This is a genomic window from Pengzhenrongella phosphoraccumulans, assembly GCF_045689905.1.
GTDB classification, from domain to species: Bacteria; Actinomycetota; Actinomycetes; order Actinomycetales; family Cellulomonadaceae; genus Pengzhenrongella; species Pengzhenrongella phosphoraccumulans.
The window spans coordinates 3,124,754-3,141,902 of record NZ_CP144210.1 but is presented as its reverse complement, the minus strand read 5'-3'; the positions used below and the strand labels follow the sequence as shown (position 1 = coordinate 3,141,902).

The following is a 17,149-nucleotide window of genomic DNA, read 5'->3' as shown; positions in this document are numbered from 1 at the left end:
ACAGGTCCCGGCAGATCGAAAGGACACCATGCGAGTTCACTCCCGCCCCCTGGCCCTGATCGCCACCGCCGCGTCCGCCGCGCTCCTGCTCGGTGCGTGCTCGTCCGGCACCGCGGACGCCGCCGAGCTCACCCCTGGTGGCGACCTCAAGGACGTCAAGATCGCGGTCCACAACGGCTGGGACGAGGGCATCGCCGCGTCCTTCCTGTGGCAGGCGATCCTCAAGGACGAGGGGTACTCCCCCGCGATCGAGATGGCCGACCCCGGGATCGTCTACACCGGCATCGCCGGCGGCGACTTCGACGTCAACTTCGACATGTGGCTGCCCGTCACGCACGCCGACTACCTCGAGAAGTACGGCGACGACATGGAGCAGCTCGGCTCCTGGTACGACAAGGCTCAGCTCACGATCGCCGTGAACGAGGACTCGCCGCTGAAGTCGATCGCCGACCTCAAGACGCAGGGCGACGTCGTCGGCAACCGGCTCGTCGGCATCGAGTCCGGCGCGGGCCTGACCCGCATCACGAAGGACGAGGTGATCCCGACCTACGGCCTGGACAACATCGAGTTCGTCGAGTCCTCGACGTCGGCGATGCTCGCGGAGCTGAGCGGCGCGGTCGACGAGGGCCGCGACATCGCCGTCACGCTGTGGAGCCCGCACTGGGCCTACGACGCGTACCCGATCCGCAACCTCGAGGACCCCGAGGGTGCGCTCGGCGGTGCGGAGAAGATCGAGATGGTCGGCCGCACCGACTTCGGCAAGGACTACCCGCAGCTGACCGCGTGGCTCGCGAAGTTCACGCTGACGGACGAGCAGCTGTTCTCGCTCGAGAACCTCATGTTCAACGAGAACAAGGGCAAGGACAACGAGGGTTCCGCGACGAAGTGGCTCGCAGACAACCCGGCGTTCGTCACGGACCTCAAGGCAGCAGCCGACAAGGCCTGACCGCAGTCGATCTACCGCCTGTCGGTCGAGCGCGAGGGATTCCTCGAGCCCGGCCGACAGGTCTTTGTGCGCCCGCGGCAACCCGGCTCGGGTCCGCGCGCGGAACCGGTCGTCGCTAGCGGGGTTCGCGGGCCGAGCGGGCGATCAGGTCGAGCGCGACGTCCGCGGAACGGGCCGCGGCGACGTCCAGCTCGACGTGGAAGTCCTGGCCCGCTTGCGGGCCGCACAGGTCCGAGATCGCCCGGAGCGTCAGGAACGGCACCTCGAACAGGTGGCAGGTCTGGGCGATCGCCGCCGACTCCATCTCGGTCGCCAGCGCCTCGGGGAACCGTGCGCGCGCCCCGGCCACGGACGTGCCGTCGATGAAGGCGTCACCGGAAGTGATCTGACCGCGCAGCAGACGGCCGCCAGTCAGGTCCTGCGCCCGCGCCAGCAGGTCGGGGTCGCCGGCGTAGCTCACGGGCATCCCGGGGACCTGCCCGAGCGCGTACCCGAACAGCTGGGCGTCGGCGCCACCGAAGACGCACGTCGTCCCGGCGACGACGTCGCCCACCTGGACGTCGGCATGCAGCCCGCCCGCCGTACCGGCGCTCAGGACGAAGCCCGGCCGGCACCGCGTGAGCGCCAGCGTGGTCGCCACGGCCGCATTCACCAGACCGATCCCGCTGGTCACCAGCAGCACGTGGCTCGACCCGAACGCGGCGAGGCGCCACGTGGCCTTGCCGAGCGCGCTCGCCCGCCCGAGGGAGTCGGCGCGTTCCTCGAACGGCGCCAGCTCCTGCGGCATGGCGGTCAGGACGACGGCGTCGACCCCGATCAGATCGGGAGAGATCATGCGGTGACCTGGCTCCATCCGGCCCGGGCGTCCAGGAACACCTGCGAGGCCGCCTGGGCGCCCGCCAGCGTGTGGCTCGCCGCCCAGCCGCACTGGACCTCGTTCGCGGCGGGAACCTCGGTCGCGTGCGTCACGTCGACCAGGGTCGCCGCGAGCAGGTCGAGGAACTCGTCGTAGGTGTGCTCGCCCGACATCAGGACGTAGAAGCCGGTCTGGCAGCCCATCGGAGACACGTCGATGACGGCGCCCGAGTGGTTGCGGATGTGCTCGGCCATGAGGTGCTCGAGCGAGTGGACCGTCGGCATCGGCAGGCGGTCCGCGTTCGGCTGGCAGAACCGCACGTCGTACTTGGTCAGCACGTCGCCGTGCGGCAGCGTCTTGGTGTCCGCGACCCGCACGAACGGCGCGACGACGGTGCGGTGGTCGAGGTTGAAGCTCTCGACGTTCATCCTGGCTTCAGTCATGGTGCTGCTCCCCTGTGGGTGTGCCGGCGGTGGGTGTGCCGGCGGTGGGTGGCGTGACGAGAGACCGGCGCAGGTCCGGCTCGAGGTAGATCAGGGTGGCGAGGGGCTCGGCGGTCCGCACGCGCCGCTCGGCGTCGTCGATGGCCGTGGTGATCCCCTGCGCGGTCGCCCCCGCGGAGATCTCGATCTTCGCCGCCACGAGCAGCTCGTCGGGTCCCAGGTGCATCGTGCGCAGGTGGATGACCGACTCCACACCGGGGCCCACCAGCGCGGCGGCGATCGCCGCGACAACGGCCGGGTTCGCGGACTCGCCCAGCAGCATCGACCGCGTCTCGATCGACAGGATGCCGGCGATCGTCACCAGCAGGAGCCCGATGCACGCGGTACCGGCCGCGTCCCAGCGACCGTCACCGGTCGCGACGGTCATCCCGACGCCGCCGAGGGCGAACACCAGCCCGACGAGCGCCCCGGCGTCCTCCAGGAGCACCACCGGCAGCTCGGGCGCCTTGGCGGTGCGCACGAACGACACCCAGGACTGCGCACCGCGCACGTGGTTGGACTCGTGCACCGCCGTCCGGAACGAGTAGCCCTCCATCCCGATGGCCGCGATCAGCACGACGAACGGGACCCATACCCAGGTGTCGATCGGGTGCGGGTCGGCGAACTTGTGCCACGCCTCGTACAGCGCGAACATCCCGCCCATGCTGAACAGCACGATCGACACGATGAACGCGTACAGGTACCGCTCGCGTCCGTAGCCGAACGGGTGCGCCTCGTCCGGGGCCTGGCGCGAGCGCTTGCCCCCGACGAGGAGGAGGGCCTGGTTGCCCGAGTCGGCGAGCGAGTGCACCGATTCCGCGAGCATCGAGCTCGAGGACGTCAGCAGGAAGGCGATGAACTTCGTGATCGCGATCCCGACGTTCGCCCCGAGCGCCGCGATGATCGCGCGGTTGCTCCCGCCCGCCGACATCAGGCGCCGGCCGGGTGGACCGGCCGCGCGTCGTCCACCAGCAGGACCGGGATGCCGTCACGCACGGGGTAGGCGAGCGGGTTGACCGGGTCGGTCGAGACCAGCTCGGGCTGACCGTCCGGGCCGACGCCGTCCACGAGCGTCGCGCCCGTGGCCGGGCAGCGCAGGATGGCGCGGAGCCAGGGCTCCAGGGTCGGGGCGGACACGGTCGAGGCGTCGGACATCGTCACTCCTTCTCGTCGGAACCGGTGCCACCGGAGCGGATCAGGCTCAGCACGTCGTCGCGCACCTTCTCCATGACATCCTCGTCCGCCGCCTCGACGTTCAGGCGCAGCAGCGGTTCGGTGTTGGAGGCGCGCAGGTTGAACCACCAGCGCGGCTGGGACTCCCAGTGGCTGATCGTGAGGCCGTCGAGCTCGTCGACCGTGACGGGCCCGGCGCCGTGCTCGGTCACGTAGGCCTTCACGACGCGGGCCCGCGCGGCCGGGACGTCGTCGACCAGCGAATTGATCTCGCCGGACTCCGCGTACGGCTGGTACGCGTCGGCCAGCGCCGACAGCGGCGCCGCCTGGTGGCCCAGCGCGGCGAGCACGTGCATCGCGGCGAGCATGCCGGTGTCCGCGAAGAAGAAGTCGCGGAAGTAGTAGTGCGCGCTGTGCTCGCCGCCGAATACGGCGCCGTACTCGGCCATCTCGGCCTTGATGAACGAGTGGCCCACGCGCGTGCGCACGACCGTCGCCCCGGCGCGGGTCAGCAGGTCCGGGACGACCTTCGAGGTGATGAGGTTGTAGATGACCGTGGGCTGGCGGCCCGCGGCCTGCTCGCGGGCGGCCTCGCGGAGTCCCACCAGGGCGGTGATGGCCGACGGCGTGACGGCGTCGCCGTTCTCGTCGATGACGAAGCACCGGTCGGCGTCACCGTCGAACGCGATCCCGAGGTCGGCGCCGTGCGCGACGACGGCAGCCTGCAGGTCGACCAGGTTCTTCGGGTCGAGCGGGTTGGCCTCGTGGTTCGGGAAGTTGCCGTCGAGCTCGAAGTACAGCGGCACGATCTCGAGCGGGAGCGCCGACAGCCCGGCGCCCGTCCCGAGCACCGCGGGGACCGTGTGGCCGCCCATGCCGTTGCCCGCGTCGATGACCACCTTGAGCGGGCGGATGCCGCTGAGGTCGACGAGCGAACGCAGGAACGCCGCGTAGTCGCCGAGCAGGTCGCGCTTCGTCACGACACCGCGTGTCGCGGCGTCGACCTGCGGGACCTCGTGCGCGAGGTACCAACCGGTGAGCTCGCGCACCGCGGCCAGCCCGGTGTCCTGGCCGACCGGACGCGCACCTGCGCGGCACAGCTTGATGCCGTTGTACTTGGCCGGGTTGTGGCTCGCCGTGAACATCGCGCCGGGCACGTCGAGCGCGCCGGCCGCGTAGTAGAGCCCGTCGGTCGAGCACAGCCCGATCAGGACGACGTCGACCCCGCGTGCGGTGAGCCCGTCCGCGAACGCCGCGACGAGCGCGGGCCCGGACTCGCGCATGTCGTTGCCGATCACGACGACGGGCCGGGTGACGTCGTGCGGCGACGCGCCGGAGGCCGCCTGGGCGGCGTCGGGCAGGACGACCGCATCGGCGTAGGCGGCGCCGATAGCGCGCGCGATGCGCGGGTTGAGCTGGTCGGGGACCACGCCCCGCACGTCGTAGGCCTTGATGAGCGCGTTCAGGTCGGGGGTCACGCTGTCGACTGGCACGCCGGACAGTTTACCGATCCGGCGGCCATGCTGATTCGGGTGCGTCAGACCTTTGCGGTCATCTTCGTCGCGCTGCCGAGAACGGCGTCCAGCGACATCGGCGTGCCGTCGCCGTCGACCTCGAACCAACCCTTGTGCTCGCACGTGTGACACGACACGAAGACCACCGGGGTGCCGTCGGTCAGCGTCATCTCGAGGTGGGTCAGCGCGGTGCCGGCGCACACGCCGCAGCACGTCGTGCCGGGCGCGGTGCGCGGCGCCACCGTGGCGATCGAGCCGAGCGGGAGCGCGGCGACCTGCGCGCGACGACCGCGGGCACGCTGCGTGGGGATGCCTCGCGCAGTGGAGCGCGCGGTGCGGGCGGCGGCGACGGCGCCGTCGGGCGTCGCAAACGTCGTGGGGAGGGTCGGTGCGCCGGAGCGATCCGTGGCGGGAGTAGACATGTTTCTCCTAGATTCCATCCCCGCGCAGCACGCGGAGATGCCCACGACGGCCGACTTCGGCCAGGACTGGTTCCGGGGCGACGCGGTGACGCGGCCTCCCCGCCTCGCGCACGGCATCCGCCAGCGCAAGAAGGTCGTCGTGGCTCGGCCCGACCTCGACGAAGTCGGGGGTCAGACGCACGACCTCCCACCCCCGAGGCGCAGTCAGCCGCTCCGCGTGATCCGCACAAAGGTCATAGGAATGAGGTTCGGCGAGATGGGCCAGCGGCCCGAGCACCGCGGTCGAGTCCGCGTAGACATACGTCAGCGTCGCCACAGCACCTCGGGTGCATGCTGGGCGTGAACACTGCCGGACGGATATCACATCAATAGCGTACTCGCCTGAGGGGTTCACCCAGTCCGCCGCCTCGGGTGAATGCCCAGGTCCGGCGAACCGCACCCGCACTAGGCTTGAGGCCATGAATCCCCTGCCCGCTCCGCGTGAGCCGGCGCGCCCCGTGCGGCGCCGCGACCGGCGTGGCCGCGGTCCGCGCGGCCCGCTGCTGCCGGCGGGCGTTCCCGCCCATCGCACGCGCGCAGAACGGTTCGACCACCTCGTCCTGCAGGCCGTCGCGCGCCTCGAGAAGCGTTGGGCGCAGCAGCTGGACGGCACCGAGTTCGCGGTCGAGGACGTGCCGCCGTCGAACCCCGCGCCGTGGGAGCACGGCGGGGTGCCGCTCGGTCGCTACTTCCCGGCCGACGTCGGCCTGCCCCCGCGGATCGTCGTCTACCGGCGCCCGGTGGAGACCCGAGCGATGGACCTGGCCGACCTCGAGGACCTGGTGCGCGACGTCGTCGTCGAGCAGGTCGCGCACCTGCTCGCCCGCAGCCCGGACGAGGTCGACCCGGACTACCACGAGGGGCGCTGATTTCTTCTCTTGGGAGCTTCGGCGCGACAGTTCTGACGATACTGCCCGAGGACTTGACCTAAGAACTGGCGCCCGCCGTCGATCGGGACTGGTGTCAGCGTTCGACCCTGAGGCGATCGGCAGCGTAGACATGTCACGCGTATCAGGGCCGCTCGACACCCGAGCACCGTCACCGTCACCGGCTGGGCCGCCAACCCCAACACCACCGATCCCATCGCCGTCCACGTCGACCTCGAATGCAACGGCCAAGCAGTCACCGCCAACTTCCCCGACCCGACTCAGGAACGGAATCGTCGAGATCGCAGCCCAGTACGTTGGTGTGCCATATCTCTGGGGCGGTTCAACTCCCGCAGGCTTCGACTGCTCTGGGCTCACGTCCTACGTCTACGCACAGTCCGGCGTGCACCTGCCTCGGACCTCCGAGCTCCAGCACTACGCCGGGACCGTCATCCCGCGCGCTCAGGCGATCCCCGGCGACCTGATCTGGAGCCCCGGGCACGTGGCCATCTTTGCTGGTGGCAACCTGCAGATCGATGCGCAATCGGGCCGAGGAGTGACCTTTCGCGCGATCTACAGGCAAGCCCGGTGTTCATTCACATCGGCTGAACGGGCGAACTCCTCGTTTACCAAACGCGTCCGGACAGGCTCATTCCGCGCCGCGCCGCGCAGCGTGGAGGTGCAGGGGCCTTCCGAATGGGGGAACCGCGATGAAGTGGACGCGGACCACCACGAGGGGGCGCGCAACCTCTTCAGCGCGGTCGCGGTGCCCCGACGTCGGCGCCATGTGGTGTCCGGTCAAATCGCCGGACGGAGCCCGTGCCCGGTACGAGGACGTGGCGCAGCAGGGTTCGTGCGGCACCGGATCTCCCTGCGAGCAGCGCAGCCGGGAGCAGGGTCAGGGCATGGAGCCGAGATGTGGGATGCAGCCGTGCGGCGCGCTCTGCTCGCCGCCAACCCCGTGCCCTCGCCTGCGATGCGGCGAGATCGAAATAGGCGCGCTCACCCACAAAGCGTGAGCCATCCAGCGCCTTCTCAGCTGATGCGCTTGCCTTGTGACGCCGATAGTGAAAGCAGATCGTCGGCTCAACCAGGAGGCTTCCCCCTGCAGCAACGATGTCGATCACCAAAGCCAGGTCCTGAATGATCGGCATACCGTCGCGAAAGGGTGTCGCCACGAGCACGTCCCGTCGGAACGCCAATGACGGCCAGTACAGCCAGTCTCCCCGCAGCAGACTCACCGCGAGATCCTCACCCCCGACCAGCAAAGGCACGCTCGTTCGCGCCATCTTTCGTCGTTTCTTCACCGAGTCAGCGAGCGTGCGGACAACCTCCCCGCGCTCGTCGATGATCCGCACCCCGGGCTGGACCACTGCGGCCGAGGGAACCCGTCGGTGCGCAGCCAGGACGACGTCGACATAGTTCGGGAGGAGCACATCGTCGCAACCGAGGATCACGACGACGTCCCGCGTAGCCAGCGCGACGCAAGACCGGTAGTTCTCCGTGATCCCTTGGTTCGTCTGATTGCGAACATACGTGACCCGCGCGTCCGTGATTTCAGCGAAGTACGCCGGCACCGACTCGTCCGGGTAGGCGTCGTCGATCACAGTCAGGTGCCAGTCGGGACTGTTCTGGCTCAGGACACTTCGGACGGTCTCCCTCAGCATCTCCGGGTCTCCCCAGTAGGGCACAAAGATGTCGAGCGACATGGGGTCCTCTCAGATCGGCAGCATCCACTGTACAAGCGGACCAGCACGCGCCGATCGCCGAGTCCTGGCGAGCCAAGCCCCGCCGTGGTGCGGCTCTCAAACGCCGTACCCTGAGCGCCGTGTCCAGTCACCCCACACTCCGCGTCGCGATGACCGTCGAGCAATGCTGGCAGCGGGTCCCGGGGGGCACCGCCACCTACATCGTGGAGCTCGCGCGGGCCCTGCGCGCTTTCGACGACCTGAGCATCATCGGCCTGGCGGCCCGGCACCGAGAGCCTGCGCCCGTCGATTGGACGCCGGAAATCCCTGTCCGGTTTGCACAGCTCCCGAGGCGACCGCTCTACGACGCGTGGCAGCAACTGCACTGGCCTCGCGCCGAACGCCTCGCCCGTGGGGCGGACATCGTGCACGCCACTACCTGGGCAATCCCGCCGACCAAGCGGCCCCTCGTCGTCACTGTCCACGACGTCGCCTTCCTCTACGATCGGGAGCACTTCACCCCGCGGGGGAACGCGTTCTTCCGCCGAGCGCTCGCGCACACGCGATCGTCCGCTCAGGCCGTCATCGTGCCGTCCCAGGTCACTGCGGACGACTGCATCGAGGCGGGGATTGAAGCCGCTCGCATCGTGGTAATTCCTCACGGCTCACACGTCACCGTGCCCACTCCGGCTGATCTGGCTGCATGGCGCGAAAAGACCGGCGTATCGCGCGAGTACGTGATGTGGTGCGGAACGGTGGAGCCACGGAAGAACCTGCCGACCCTCCTGGCCGCGTTCGCCCTGATCGCCGCGGACCAGCCCGACCTCGATCTCGTTCTCGTGGGACCCCAAGGTTGGGGTCGCTTGCCCGAGCTGCCGTCCAACCTGCCGCCCGAGCGCGTCCACGTGCTCGGACATCTCAGTCGCCGCGATCTCGATGCCGCCTACGCGGGTGCGCGCGCCTTTTGCTTCCCCTCGATACGTGAGGGATTCGGTCTTCCCGTTCTCGAGGCGATGAAGCACGGCACGCCGGTGGTCACATCGCAAGGAACGGCCTGTGCCGAAGTCGCCGGCGATGCCGCGCTGCTCGTTGACCCGCTCGATGCCGTCGCCATGGCGCAAGCACTGCGGGAGGCCACGGGCGATGCCGGTCGAGACCTACGCCGACTCGGACTCGAGCGAAGCGCGGTCTTCTCCTGGGAGGCCGCGGCTGCCGCGACTGCCGAGGTCTACCGGTCCCTCGGCTAGGCCGAGTTCCCGGCACACGTTCTCCTCGCTGCCCTTGCTCCGGGCAACGATCACGGCAGGCCGAGCGTCCGGGCAGCGCGGACCTCGACCGACGGCGCAGCGGTCCCCGCCGGCACCGGCGTGAGGATCGAGACGAACTCACCGTCCGCCCCAGCGACGGTCGCGAGCAGAGACCACGACAGCGCGACTCGCCCTGGGGGCATCGCGTGCGGCACGAGCTCGATCCCCGCGACGGCCGCGTCACCGGTGAGCGACGCCAGCGGGATGGCCGTCGTCGTTCCCGCCGGGACGCTCACCGAACGCTCGTCGAGGAGGGCGCCGTCCGCCCCGAACGTCCTCAGGGTCCCCGTCGCCGCGCCATCGGCACCCGTACTGCCATCGGCGCCGACACCGGCAAGCAGGACGGTGCCCACCACGCGGGCAGGCAGCGCCACGACGCCACCGGTCCCCGGGGTCGCCGACGCACCCCAGGCCCGTTCGAGCGTCGGCAGGTCATCGAGCTGCCCGGGGAGCCCGGGCCGCGTGATCATCACGGCGGCCACGATCAGGACGTGGGCGTCGACCACCACGGTGTAGGCCCCCGCCGGCAGCCCGCCGAGCGAGACGTCTGTGACCTCCCCCGGGATGAGCTGCACGGAGTCGGCGCCCGGTAGTGCGACCGGACCATCGGCGCCAAGCAGGCTGATCGTCGCGGTCGTCGCGGTATCGCCCGGCGCGAGCAGCCGCAGCTGGGCGACGTCCGGCGCGCCGATCGTCGACTCGGGGACGACGAGCCCCCCGATGACCTGCCGGGTCGCCGGCAGGGTGCCCGCGCTGACGAGGTCCGTGCCGTCGGGGGTGAACCCGTCGAGCCGGTTGTCCTGCACATGCGCCGTGATGAGCCCGCCGGCAGCAGAGACGTGCACCGCGATGCGGCTCTGCTCCGCAGCAACCCCGGCGAGCAGCAGGACTTTCTCGGCACCGGGTGCCACGAGGAAGCTTGCGGCGCCCGCGAGGTCGACCGCACCCGAAGGGCCGAACAGCTCGACGGACACCTGAGCCGCGGTGGCCCCCGGGTTGTTCACGATGAGCTGGGACGTGTTGCCGATCTCCGTGCTGCCGCCCACGAGCCACTGGTCGGCCACCGGCACCTGGCACGACGCCGCAGCGAGGCCGCGCAGGTCACCGGCCGTGGTCACGGACGCCGTCGCGCCGCCGATCAACGGCGCCACGTCACCAACGGGCTCGGCCCGCAACAGCGTCGGCCCCGTCACGCCCGCCGCTCGCTGGGCCGCGGCCCCGGAACCGGCCGGGTCAAGCTGGGCGATCGACGAGCCGCCCGCCAGCGGCGTGAGCGTGCCCGACGACGCCTCGTGCGCTCCGGCGCCCGGGATGGTGAGCACGCGGACCTCGGTGAGGACCGGGACAGGCACCGGATCGAACGCCGAGTCGCCGGTCCCGGCACCCTCGGGCAGGACGAGCGGACCGGCGCACACGAGCGAACGGGCCGACGGCGGCACCTGCACGGTGAGCGGGGAGACCGCGGCGTCGGCAGGCACGGGTGCGGCCAGACCGGCCGCGACGACGGCTCCGCAGGCGGCAAGGACGCCGACCGCCCCTGCGATCCGGGCGATCCGGCCGCGCACCGAGGTGCGGGGTGCCCGCTCACGCGGCGCAGGGTCGGCAGCGGGGTCGACGGCGTCGAGCTCGTCGCCATCCGGGTCGACGTCGGTTAGGTCGTCGCCATCCGGGCCCACGGCGGTTGAGTCGTCGCCATCCGGGACGACGGCGGTTGAGTCGACGACATCAGGGTTCACGGCGGCGGGATCGACGGCGAGGCCCTCGGCATCCGGCTCGACGGGCGGGCGGGCGGTCATCGAGTTCCTCCCTTGCGGCGTCGGGTCGGCACGGCGAGCAGCACGAGCACGAGCACCACGGCGCCCTGCACCGCGAGCCAGGGGGCGCGGTCCGGCGGGGAGTAGGAGACCGTGAGCCGGCCGCCGTCGGCCCCGAGCGCGAACGTCTGGCGCCAGTCGGCCGTCACGGACCGCAGCGGTCGGCCGTCGAGCCAAGCCCGCCAGCCCGGGTCGGCGCGCTCGGCGAGCACGATCAGTCGGGTGGCGTCACCGGCCGGCACCCGGGTGCGGACTGCGAGCGGGAGCGCCTCGAGGGGTTCGGCGGAGACGACCGCACCGTCGGTCCCCGGCACCACGATCCGCGCCCAGGCCGGCCCGGCCGTCGTCGCGGCGTCGGTCATGGCGGCGACCCGCCAGATCACGCCGGTCGAGTTCTCGGTGATGCGCTCCAGACCGGCAGTCGCATCGAGGCGGCCCACGAGGTCCGAGTGCGCGGCTGCCGTCGTCGGGCCCGTCGCGGGCGGCACCAGCACGGCGGCCACGGCGAGGTCGCTCAGCGCGGCGGAGACGTTGCCGGCCGCGGCGGCACTCATCCGCGCGACCAGACCTGCAACCTGCGCCTCGACGGGGTCGCCGGTCGCGACGACGGGGCTGCCCGGCGCGCCGGACAGGACCCGGGCGTCGACGGCCGTCGAGAGGTCGACCAGCTGGGGACCGTCGCCGCGTAGCAGCTGGTAGTCAACCGCGCCGTCGGCGCCCACGGCGAGCGTCAGCACGCGGGACCGGTCGGGCGAGTCCTGAGCCTGCTGGCCGACCGCGGGCACCACGAACCCGTCCCGGGCGACCACCTGCAACGCCCCGGCCTCGGCCGAGTCCGTCAGGCGGACCCGAGCGGTCCACTCCGCGAGCGGCACGAGCGGCGCGAGGACCGCGACGACGGTCAGGACGACCGCGCCGACCTGACGCCAGCCGAACGAGTACGCCGCGATCCGCGTCCGCAGACCGCCGGTGCCGAGGACGGCCGCCACGAGCAGCCCGAGGAGGAGGAGCGAGACGCCGGGACCGGTCCAGCCCCGTACGACGTCGCTCGAGCCGGCGGCGGTCTCGATTCGGCCCGAGGTGATCGCGGCCGCAAGCCCGCACGCGGCGACGAGCCACGCGGCCCGGACCCCGCGGGCGACGGTCCGGCCCCGCAGCAGGGCAAGGAGCGCGAGCAGCACGACGACGCCGCCGAGCACGAACGGCAGGGTGCCGGCCACCGCGGCGGGGAGCCGGTCGAGCACGGCGGTGGGCGGCGTGACCGGCCAGGCGAGCAGCTGCTGCCACGAGGGCGCGGCCGTCGAGGCCAGCGGCACGCCGGGATCGGCCAGCAGGAGCCGCCAACCACCGCTCGAGGCGCGGCTGACCGCCTGCTCGATCGAGGGACCCGCGAGCGCGAGTGCGGGCAGCGCCACGAGCACCAACCGGCCGCGGCGGCCGGGCGCGAGCGCGGCGACGGCAAGCAGCGCGAGCAGCCCGAACGGGAGCAGCACCGGTGCACCGGCGACGGCGAACGCGAAGGCCAACCCCGCGGCGGCGGCCGCACCGATCGAGCCGGTCGCCTCGGCGATGAGGGAGGTCGACGACGTCGCGCTCGGCGCCGTGGTCCGGGACACGTTCGGCGCCGGGGGCACGCGCACCGCGTGGGACGTGCGGGCGCTCGGGGTTGCTTCCTCGGGAGCGGCGGCCTCGTCGTCGCGCACGCGACGCGCGCCGACGAGCCCCGACAGGACGACGTCCTGCCGCTGGACGCCGAGGGCCCGGGCGATGCCCAGGGCGACCCACGGCAGGGCCACGTGCGCGAGGACCGCGCCGACCCGACCGCCGTCGAGCGCAAGGGTGAGGCTCGGGGCAGCGACCCACACGAAGGCCGCCCACAGCCGGACGCTGACCGAGCGGGTAGCCGCTCCGGCCGCGAACCAGGCGCCGAGCCCGGCGAGCACGAGCCCGCCGAGGAAGAGCAGCTCGACCGCGCCGCGGGCTCCCCCGGTCAGGGCCGCGACCGGGACGAGCGCGGTCAGCAGGGCGTCGGCGGGGCCGGCCGCGCCGAGACCAACGCCGACCCACCCGGACGTCGCGGCGTGCCACAGCTCGCCGAGCGACTGCTGCGCGGGGAGCAAGGCGCCGCCCACGAGGGTGCCACCGCGCAGGACGCCGCCGAGCACCGAGCCCAGCACCGCGGCGGTCAGGGCGACCACCGTCACCGCGAGCGCGGCGAGCCCGTACCAGCGCTTGCTCGCAAGGGCCGCAAGCTCGGTCAGCTCGAGCTCGCTGGGTGCCCAGCCGACGCGGCGCAGCTCGACGCGGGACAGGTGGCCGTCGCGCTGTTCGCGCACGACGTCGCGCCAGGTGTTCTGGAGCGGGCGGAGCGTGCGGCGGGAGAGGACCTCGGCCCGACGGGAGACGCCACGCGCCCGCGCCATCCGGCCCGGGTGGAGCAGGGCGGCGACGGGTGCGGAGATCTCCGCGAGCGCGAGCAGCGGGTCCTTCATGACGAGCCGGACCAGCGCCCGGAACACCCCGGCGATCAGGTAGCCGGCGCCGAGGAACGGCAGCAGCAGCACCGGCGCGGACGCGAGGCGGGCGTGCACATGGGCCTGGCGCCGCGCACCGAAGGATCGGCGCGGGTCGGGGTCGGCTGGGGCCGTTACGGGGTCGGCCTGGTCCGAAGTGACGTCGTCCGGGGCTTGCGACGTGAGCTCGGCGGCGGGATCGGCGCCGTCGCCGCGCAGACCGTTGTAGGACGCCTGGGCGTGCCGCACGGCCGCGGTCGGGACGACGATGACCCGGTGCCCCGCGAGCCGTGCGCGCCGGGACAGGTCGAGGCCGTCGCCGAACGGCCCGAGCCGCGGATCGGTGCCCCGAGCGCCTCCCACACGTCGCGGCGGACCAGCGCACCGGCCAAGCCGACGCCGAGCACGTCGTCGCGCCCGTCGTGCTGCCCCTGGTCGACCTCGCCCTCCTCGATGCCGGTCATCCGGCGGCCGAGGCGGGAGGTCGTGACGCCGAGCTCGAGCAGGAGCGCCGGGTCGGTCCAGCTGCGCTGCTTGACGCCGGCCAGCGCCACCGACGGCGAGTGCTCGACCGCACGCACGAGCTCGTCGAGCGCGGCGGGCTCGGGCGCGCAGTCGTCGTGCAGGAGCCAGAGCCAGCCGGTCCGACCGGGGGCCGTCGCGGCGCCGCCCGCGGCCGGCGCGCCGTCGGAGCGGGCGAGCTGGCCCAGGGCTCCGCGGACGGCGTGACCGAACGTGCGCGCGCCGGGCTCGTCGACGACGCGGAGGTCGGTCCCGACCGGGGAAAGAATGCGGGCGGCGAGCTGGGCGACGTCGTCGGCCGGTAGTTCACCCGGGTGGCGCAGTGCGGCGTCCACGATGACGACGCGCGCGGCGATGCGGGTCTGGGCTCCGAGTGCGGTGAGGGTCTCGCGCAGGTACGGGGTGACACCCCGCGTCACCACCACCGCCGTGATCGGGGGTCCCGTCGGAGCCACCGCAGGCGCGGGGGCGCTGAGCATTGCGGGGGTGTCAGTCATGCGTTGTGGAGCACCCCACCGACGGGACGCGTCAAACGACGCGGCGCTTGAGTTTGCGCCGTTCCCGCTCGGACAGGCCGCCCCAGATGCCGAACCGCTCGTCGTGCTCGAGCGCGTACTCGAGGCACTCGCCGCGCACGTCACAGCCGGTGCACACCTTCTTGGCCTCGCGGGTCGAGCCGCCCTTCTCAGGGAAGAACGCCTCGGGATCGGTCTGCGCGCACAGCGCGCGCTCCTGCCAGCCTGCGACGGTGTCGTCAGCCGGGGCACCGAAGAGCGGAAGCACCGGCGCGACGCCGACGGCGCGCTGGTGGTCCGACGGGAAGGGGCCGTCTGCGTCGAGCAGATTCCACATGTTGGTACCTCCAGCTCGCCTTGAACGGAAAAACTCACTAGGGGAATTACACGCGTGTCGTTCGCGGAAGTCAAGCGCTCGGGTGGTAGGTGCGAGCGAGAAATGAGGGTTTCCGGGCACCTAGTCTTGCGGGGTGAACCCACCCTCTTCCGTGGCCGAAGTGCTCGCGCTCGTGACCCGCGAACCGGGCCGTCCTCGCCTGACCTGGTACGGGCAGGGCGGCGAACGGATCGAGCTGTCCGGCGCGGTGCTCGCCAACTGGGTGTCGAAGACGACGAACCTCCTGGTGGAGGAGTTCGACGCCGGCCCCGGGGTGCGGATCGGGCTCGATCTGCCCGCGCACTGGCGGACCGTGGTGTGGGCGCTGGCCGCGTGGCGGTGCGGGGCGTGCGTGGTGGTCGGGGATGAGGCCGGGGCGGCCGACGTCGTCGTGACGGACCGGCCCGGGGGGTTCCCGGCGGTGGAGCAGGTGGTGGCCGTGGCGCTGCCTGGGCTGGCTCGGCGGTTCGACGGAGAGCTACCGGCAGGGGCGGTGGATGCGGCGTCGGCCGTGATGACGTACGGGGATCAGATCGGGTGGGCGCCGGAGGTCGACGGCGATGGATCGGCGATTCACGGAGCCGGGTCGGTTGTCCGCCACGACGAGCTGGTGGCGTGGGCCGGCGGTGGGATGAACACGCCGGACGGGATGCGAGTGCTTCTCGAGGCTGGAAACGATCGAGATGGGGACGTGGTCGCGACGCTCCGCTCCATCCTCGGGGTGCTGGCATGCGACGGCTCGTTCGTGCTGCTCGGACCATCAGTCGCGGCGGAGCTCGCTGCGGACCCGGTTCGTCATGCGCGCCTGGTAGAGAGCGAGAGAGTCAACGCTGGAGAGTGAGCGGAGCCCGCAAGTCGGGCGTAGAACCTGCACTCGCTAGGGAACGTCCGCCTGCACGACGGTCCCGGCTCCCTGCACGGTCAGCGGCCCATCAGACGCCGGGGCGAACGCCGTCTGACCGCGACCGAGAGTCAACGACTGACCTCCCGCACGGGTGTCACTCCCCCAGGTGAAGGTCAGCTCGCCCTCGAGGCAGAGCAGGATCCGCGGACCCCGGCCGGGAACGAGGTGAAGGTCGCCATCGGCGACCTCCGTGACCGAGAGCTGGAAGTCGTCGACAGGGGCGTAGAAGATCTTGCTCGCCGCATTCAGGATCTCCGGCGCGATGCGGGTGGGCGGCGCCGCGACATAGTCGACGCTGCGCAGGAGCTCGGCGACATCGATGTGCTTCGACGTCAGCCCCGCCCGCAACACGTTGTCCGAGCTCGCCATCACCTCGACGGCGAAGCCGTGGAGATACGCATGCACCCCGCCGGCCGGGATGAACATCGCCTCGCCGGGGTGCAGGGTCACCGGGTTGAGCAGGAGCGACGTCACCACCCCGGGATCGCCGGGGAAGGCCCCTGCGAGCGCGACGACGATCCGGTCCGCACGCGGTGACGTCGAGCTGGCGGCGAGCCGGGCGGCGCAGGCGTGCGCGACCTCGAGCACCTCGGCGCGTGTCGGACGGGTCAAAGGTTCAAGCAGCCGGGTGAACACCGAACGAATCCCCTGAGGCGAAGGATCATCGATCAGGACCTGGTGCAGCTGCTGGGCGAGCGGCGCGTCCAGACCCGCCAGCAGCTCTGCTGCGCGACGGGGCGCACGGAACCCGCAGACGGCTTCGAAGCTCGTCAGCGCGTAGACGAGCTCCGGCTTGTGGTTCGTGTCGCGGTAGTTCCGATGCGGCGCGTCGATGGGGATCCCGGCGGCGTCCTCGGCCGCGTGCCCGGCCCGCGCCTGCTCCAGGTGGGGATGCACCTGCAGCGAGAGGGGGGTCTCGGCCGCGATGAGCTTGAGGAGGTACGGCAATGCTGGGCCGAACCGGGCGACGACGTCGGCCCCGAGCGTCGTGACCACATCGGCCGCGATCAGCGAATCGAGCCCCACTCCCCCGAGCTCCGCCGCGCTCCGCGACGGCGCGCTCGAATGGGCACCCATCCACCACTCAGCAACCGGCTCCGCGGTCGACGGCACCCCGAGGAACTCCGGGATCGCCGTCAACGAGCCCCAGGCATAGTGCCGCGCGGGGTTGGTCAGGCTGATCATGACGGATGCCTTCGATCGGGAGGGGGC

16 protein-coding genes and 1 pseudogene are annotated in these 17,149 nt (G+C 71.9%); 5 read left to right on the top strand and 12 right to left on the bottom strand.

What is annotated here, in order from left to right:
• Positions 1-28: 28 nt before the first annotated feature.
• Complete coding sequence (locus VTA80_RS14480) at positions 29-946, top strand: glycine betaine ABC transporter substrate-binding protein (RefSeq protein ID WP_407341797.1); 918 nt, start codon at positions 29-31, stop codon at positions 944-946.
• 115 nt (positions 947-1,061) lie between these two features.
• Here VTA80_RS14480 and mtnN read toward each other — a convergent pair whose 3' ends face one another.
• Genes mtnN through VTA80_RS14445 form a run of 7 tightly spaced genes read right to left on the bottom strand, consistent with a single transcriptional unit; the run spans position 1,062 to position 5,757 of the window.
• Complete coding sequence (mtnN, locus tag VTA80_RS14475) at positions 1,062-1,781, bottom strand: 5'-methylthioadenosine/S-adenosylhomocysteine nucleosidase (protein WP_407341796.1); 720 nt, start codon at positions 1,779-1,781, stop codon at positions 1,062-1,064.
• The gene (locus VTA80_RS14470) at positions 1,778-2,245 is read right to left on the bottom strand and encodes an S-ribosylhomocysteine lyase (RefSeq protein ID WP_407341795.1); all 468 of its coding nucleotides are present in this window, start codon (positions 2,243-2,245) and stop codon (positions 1,778-1,780) included. The genes mtnN and VTA80_RS14470 overlap by 4 nt, the downstream gene beginning before the upstream one ends.
• On the bottom strand, positions 2,238-3,215 hold the full coding sequence (locus VTA80_RS14465) for a cation diffusion facilitator family transporter (protein WP_407341794.1): 978 nt from the start codon (positions 3,213-3,215) through the stop codon (positions 2,238-2,240). Before VTA80_RS14465 ends, VTA80_RS14470 begins: the two co-directional genes overlap by 8 nt.
• On the bottom strand, positions 3,215-3,439 hold the full coding sequence (locus tag VTA80_RS14460) for a Trm112 family protein (protein WP_407341793.1): 225 nt from the start codon (positions 3,437-3,439) through the stop codon (positions 3,215-3,217). The genes VTA80_RS14465 and VTA80_RS14460 overlap by 1 nt, the downstream gene beginning before the upstream one ends.
• A gap of 2 nt (positions 3,440-3,441) precedes the next feature.
• The gene (locus VTA80_RS14455) at positions 3,442-4,950 is read right to left on the bottom strand and encodes a phosphomannomutase/phosphoglucomutase (protein ID WP_407341792.1); all 1,509 of its coding nucleotides are present in this window, start codon (positions 4,948-4,950) and stop codon (positions 3,442-3,444) included.
• A 44-nt stretch (positions 4,951-4,994) separates the two neighbouring features.
• Positions 4,995-5,393 (bottom strand): hypothetical protein, encoded by a 399-nt coding sequence (locus VTA80_RS14450; RefSeq protein ID WP_407341791.1) that lies wholly within the window; start codon positions 5,391-5,393, stop codon positions 4,995-4,997.
• 7 nt (positions 5,394-5,400) lie between these two features.
• Positions 5,401-5,757 carry a DUF3499 domain-containing protein gene (locus tag VTA80_RS14445; RefSeq protein WP_407345779.1) on the bottom strand — a complete coding sequence of 119 codons (357 nt, stop codon included), beginning with the start codon at positions 5,755-5,757 and terminating at the stop codon, positions 5,401-5,403.
• Between the two features lie 94 nt (positions 5,758-5,851).
• Between VTA80_RS14445 and VTA80_RS14440 the strand changes: the two genes are divergently transcribed.
• Both VTA80_RS14440 and VTA80_RS14435 read left to right on the top strand, forming a co-directional pair.
• On the top strand, positions 5,852-6,301 hold the full coding sequence (locus VTA80_RS14440; RefSeq protein WP_407341790.1) for a metallopeptidase family protein: 450 nt from the start codon (positions 5,852-5,854) through the stop codon (positions 6,299-6,301).
• A 130-nt stretch (positions 6,302-6,431) separates the two neighbouring features.
• Positions 6,432-6,821, top strand: a pseudogene (locus tag VTA80_RS14435) (C40 family peptidase); the annotation flags it as partial.
• 229 nt (positions 6,822-7,050) lie between these two features.
• Here VTA80_RS14435 and VTA80_RS14430 read toward each other — a convergent pair.
• On the bottom strand, positions 7,051-8,007 hold the full coding sequence (locus VTA80_RS14430) for a glycosyltransferase family 2 protein (protein WP_407341789.1): 957 nt from the start codon (positions 8,005-8,007) through the stop codon (positions 7,051-7,053).
• 119 nt (positions 8,008-8,126) lie between these two features.
• On the opposite strand from VTA80_RS14430, the gene VTA80_RS14425 reads away from it, so the two are divergent.
• Positions 8,127-9,233, top strand: coding sequence for a glycosyltransferase family 4 protein (locus VTA80_RS14425; RefSeq protein ID WP_407341788.1), 1,107 nt, complete (start codon positions 8,127-8,129; stop codon positions 9,231-9,233).
• A gap of 50 nt (positions 9,234-9,283) precedes the next feature.
• Here the strand turns inward: VTA80_RS14425 and VTA80_RS14420 are convergent, their stop codons facing one another.
• The 3 genes from VTA80_RS14420 to VTA80_RS14410 all read right to left on the bottom strand — a co-directional run bounded on the left by VTA80_RS14420 (position 9,284) and on the right by VTA80_RS14410 (position 14,994).
• A complete protein-coding gene (locus VTA80_RS14420) occupies positions 9,284-11,089 on the bottom strand; it encodes a DUF5719 family protein (protein ID WP_407341787.1) in 1,806 nt (601 codons plus the stop codon).
• Between the two features lie 2,665 nt (positions 11,090-13,754).
• On the bottom strand, positions 13,755-14,639 hold the full coding sequence (locus tag VTA80_RS14415; RefSeq protein ID WP_407341786.1) for a glycosyltransferase family 2 protein: 885 nt from the start codon (positions 14,637-14,639) through the stop codon (positions 13,755-13,757).
• A gap of 31 nt (positions 14,640-14,670) precedes the next feature.
• Positions 14,671-14,994, bottom strand: coding sequence for a WhiB family transcriptional regulator (locus VTA80_RS14410; RefSeq protein ID WP_407341785.1), 324 nt, complete (start codon positions 14,992-14,994; stop codon positions 14,671-14,673).
• Positions 14,995-15,127: 133 nt separating this feature from the next.
• On the opposite strand from VTA80_RS14410, the gene VTA80_RS14405 reads away from it, so the two are divergent.
• A complete protein-coding gene (locus tag VTA80_RS14405) occupies positions 15,128-15,874 on the top strand; it encodes a TIGR03089 family protein (RefSeq protein ID WP_407341784.1) in 747 nt (248 codons plus the stop codon).
• A gap of 36 nt (positions 15,875-15,910) precedes the next feature.
• On the opposite strand, the gene manA is transcribed toward VTA80_RS14405, so the two are convergent.
• A complete protein-coding gene (gene manA / locus VTA80_RS14400) occupies positions 15,911-17,122 on the bottom strand; it encodes a mannose-6-phosphate isomerase, class I (protein ID WP_407341783.1) in 1,212 nt (403 codons plus the stop codon).
• Positions 17,123-17,149: the final 27 nt, after the last annotated feature.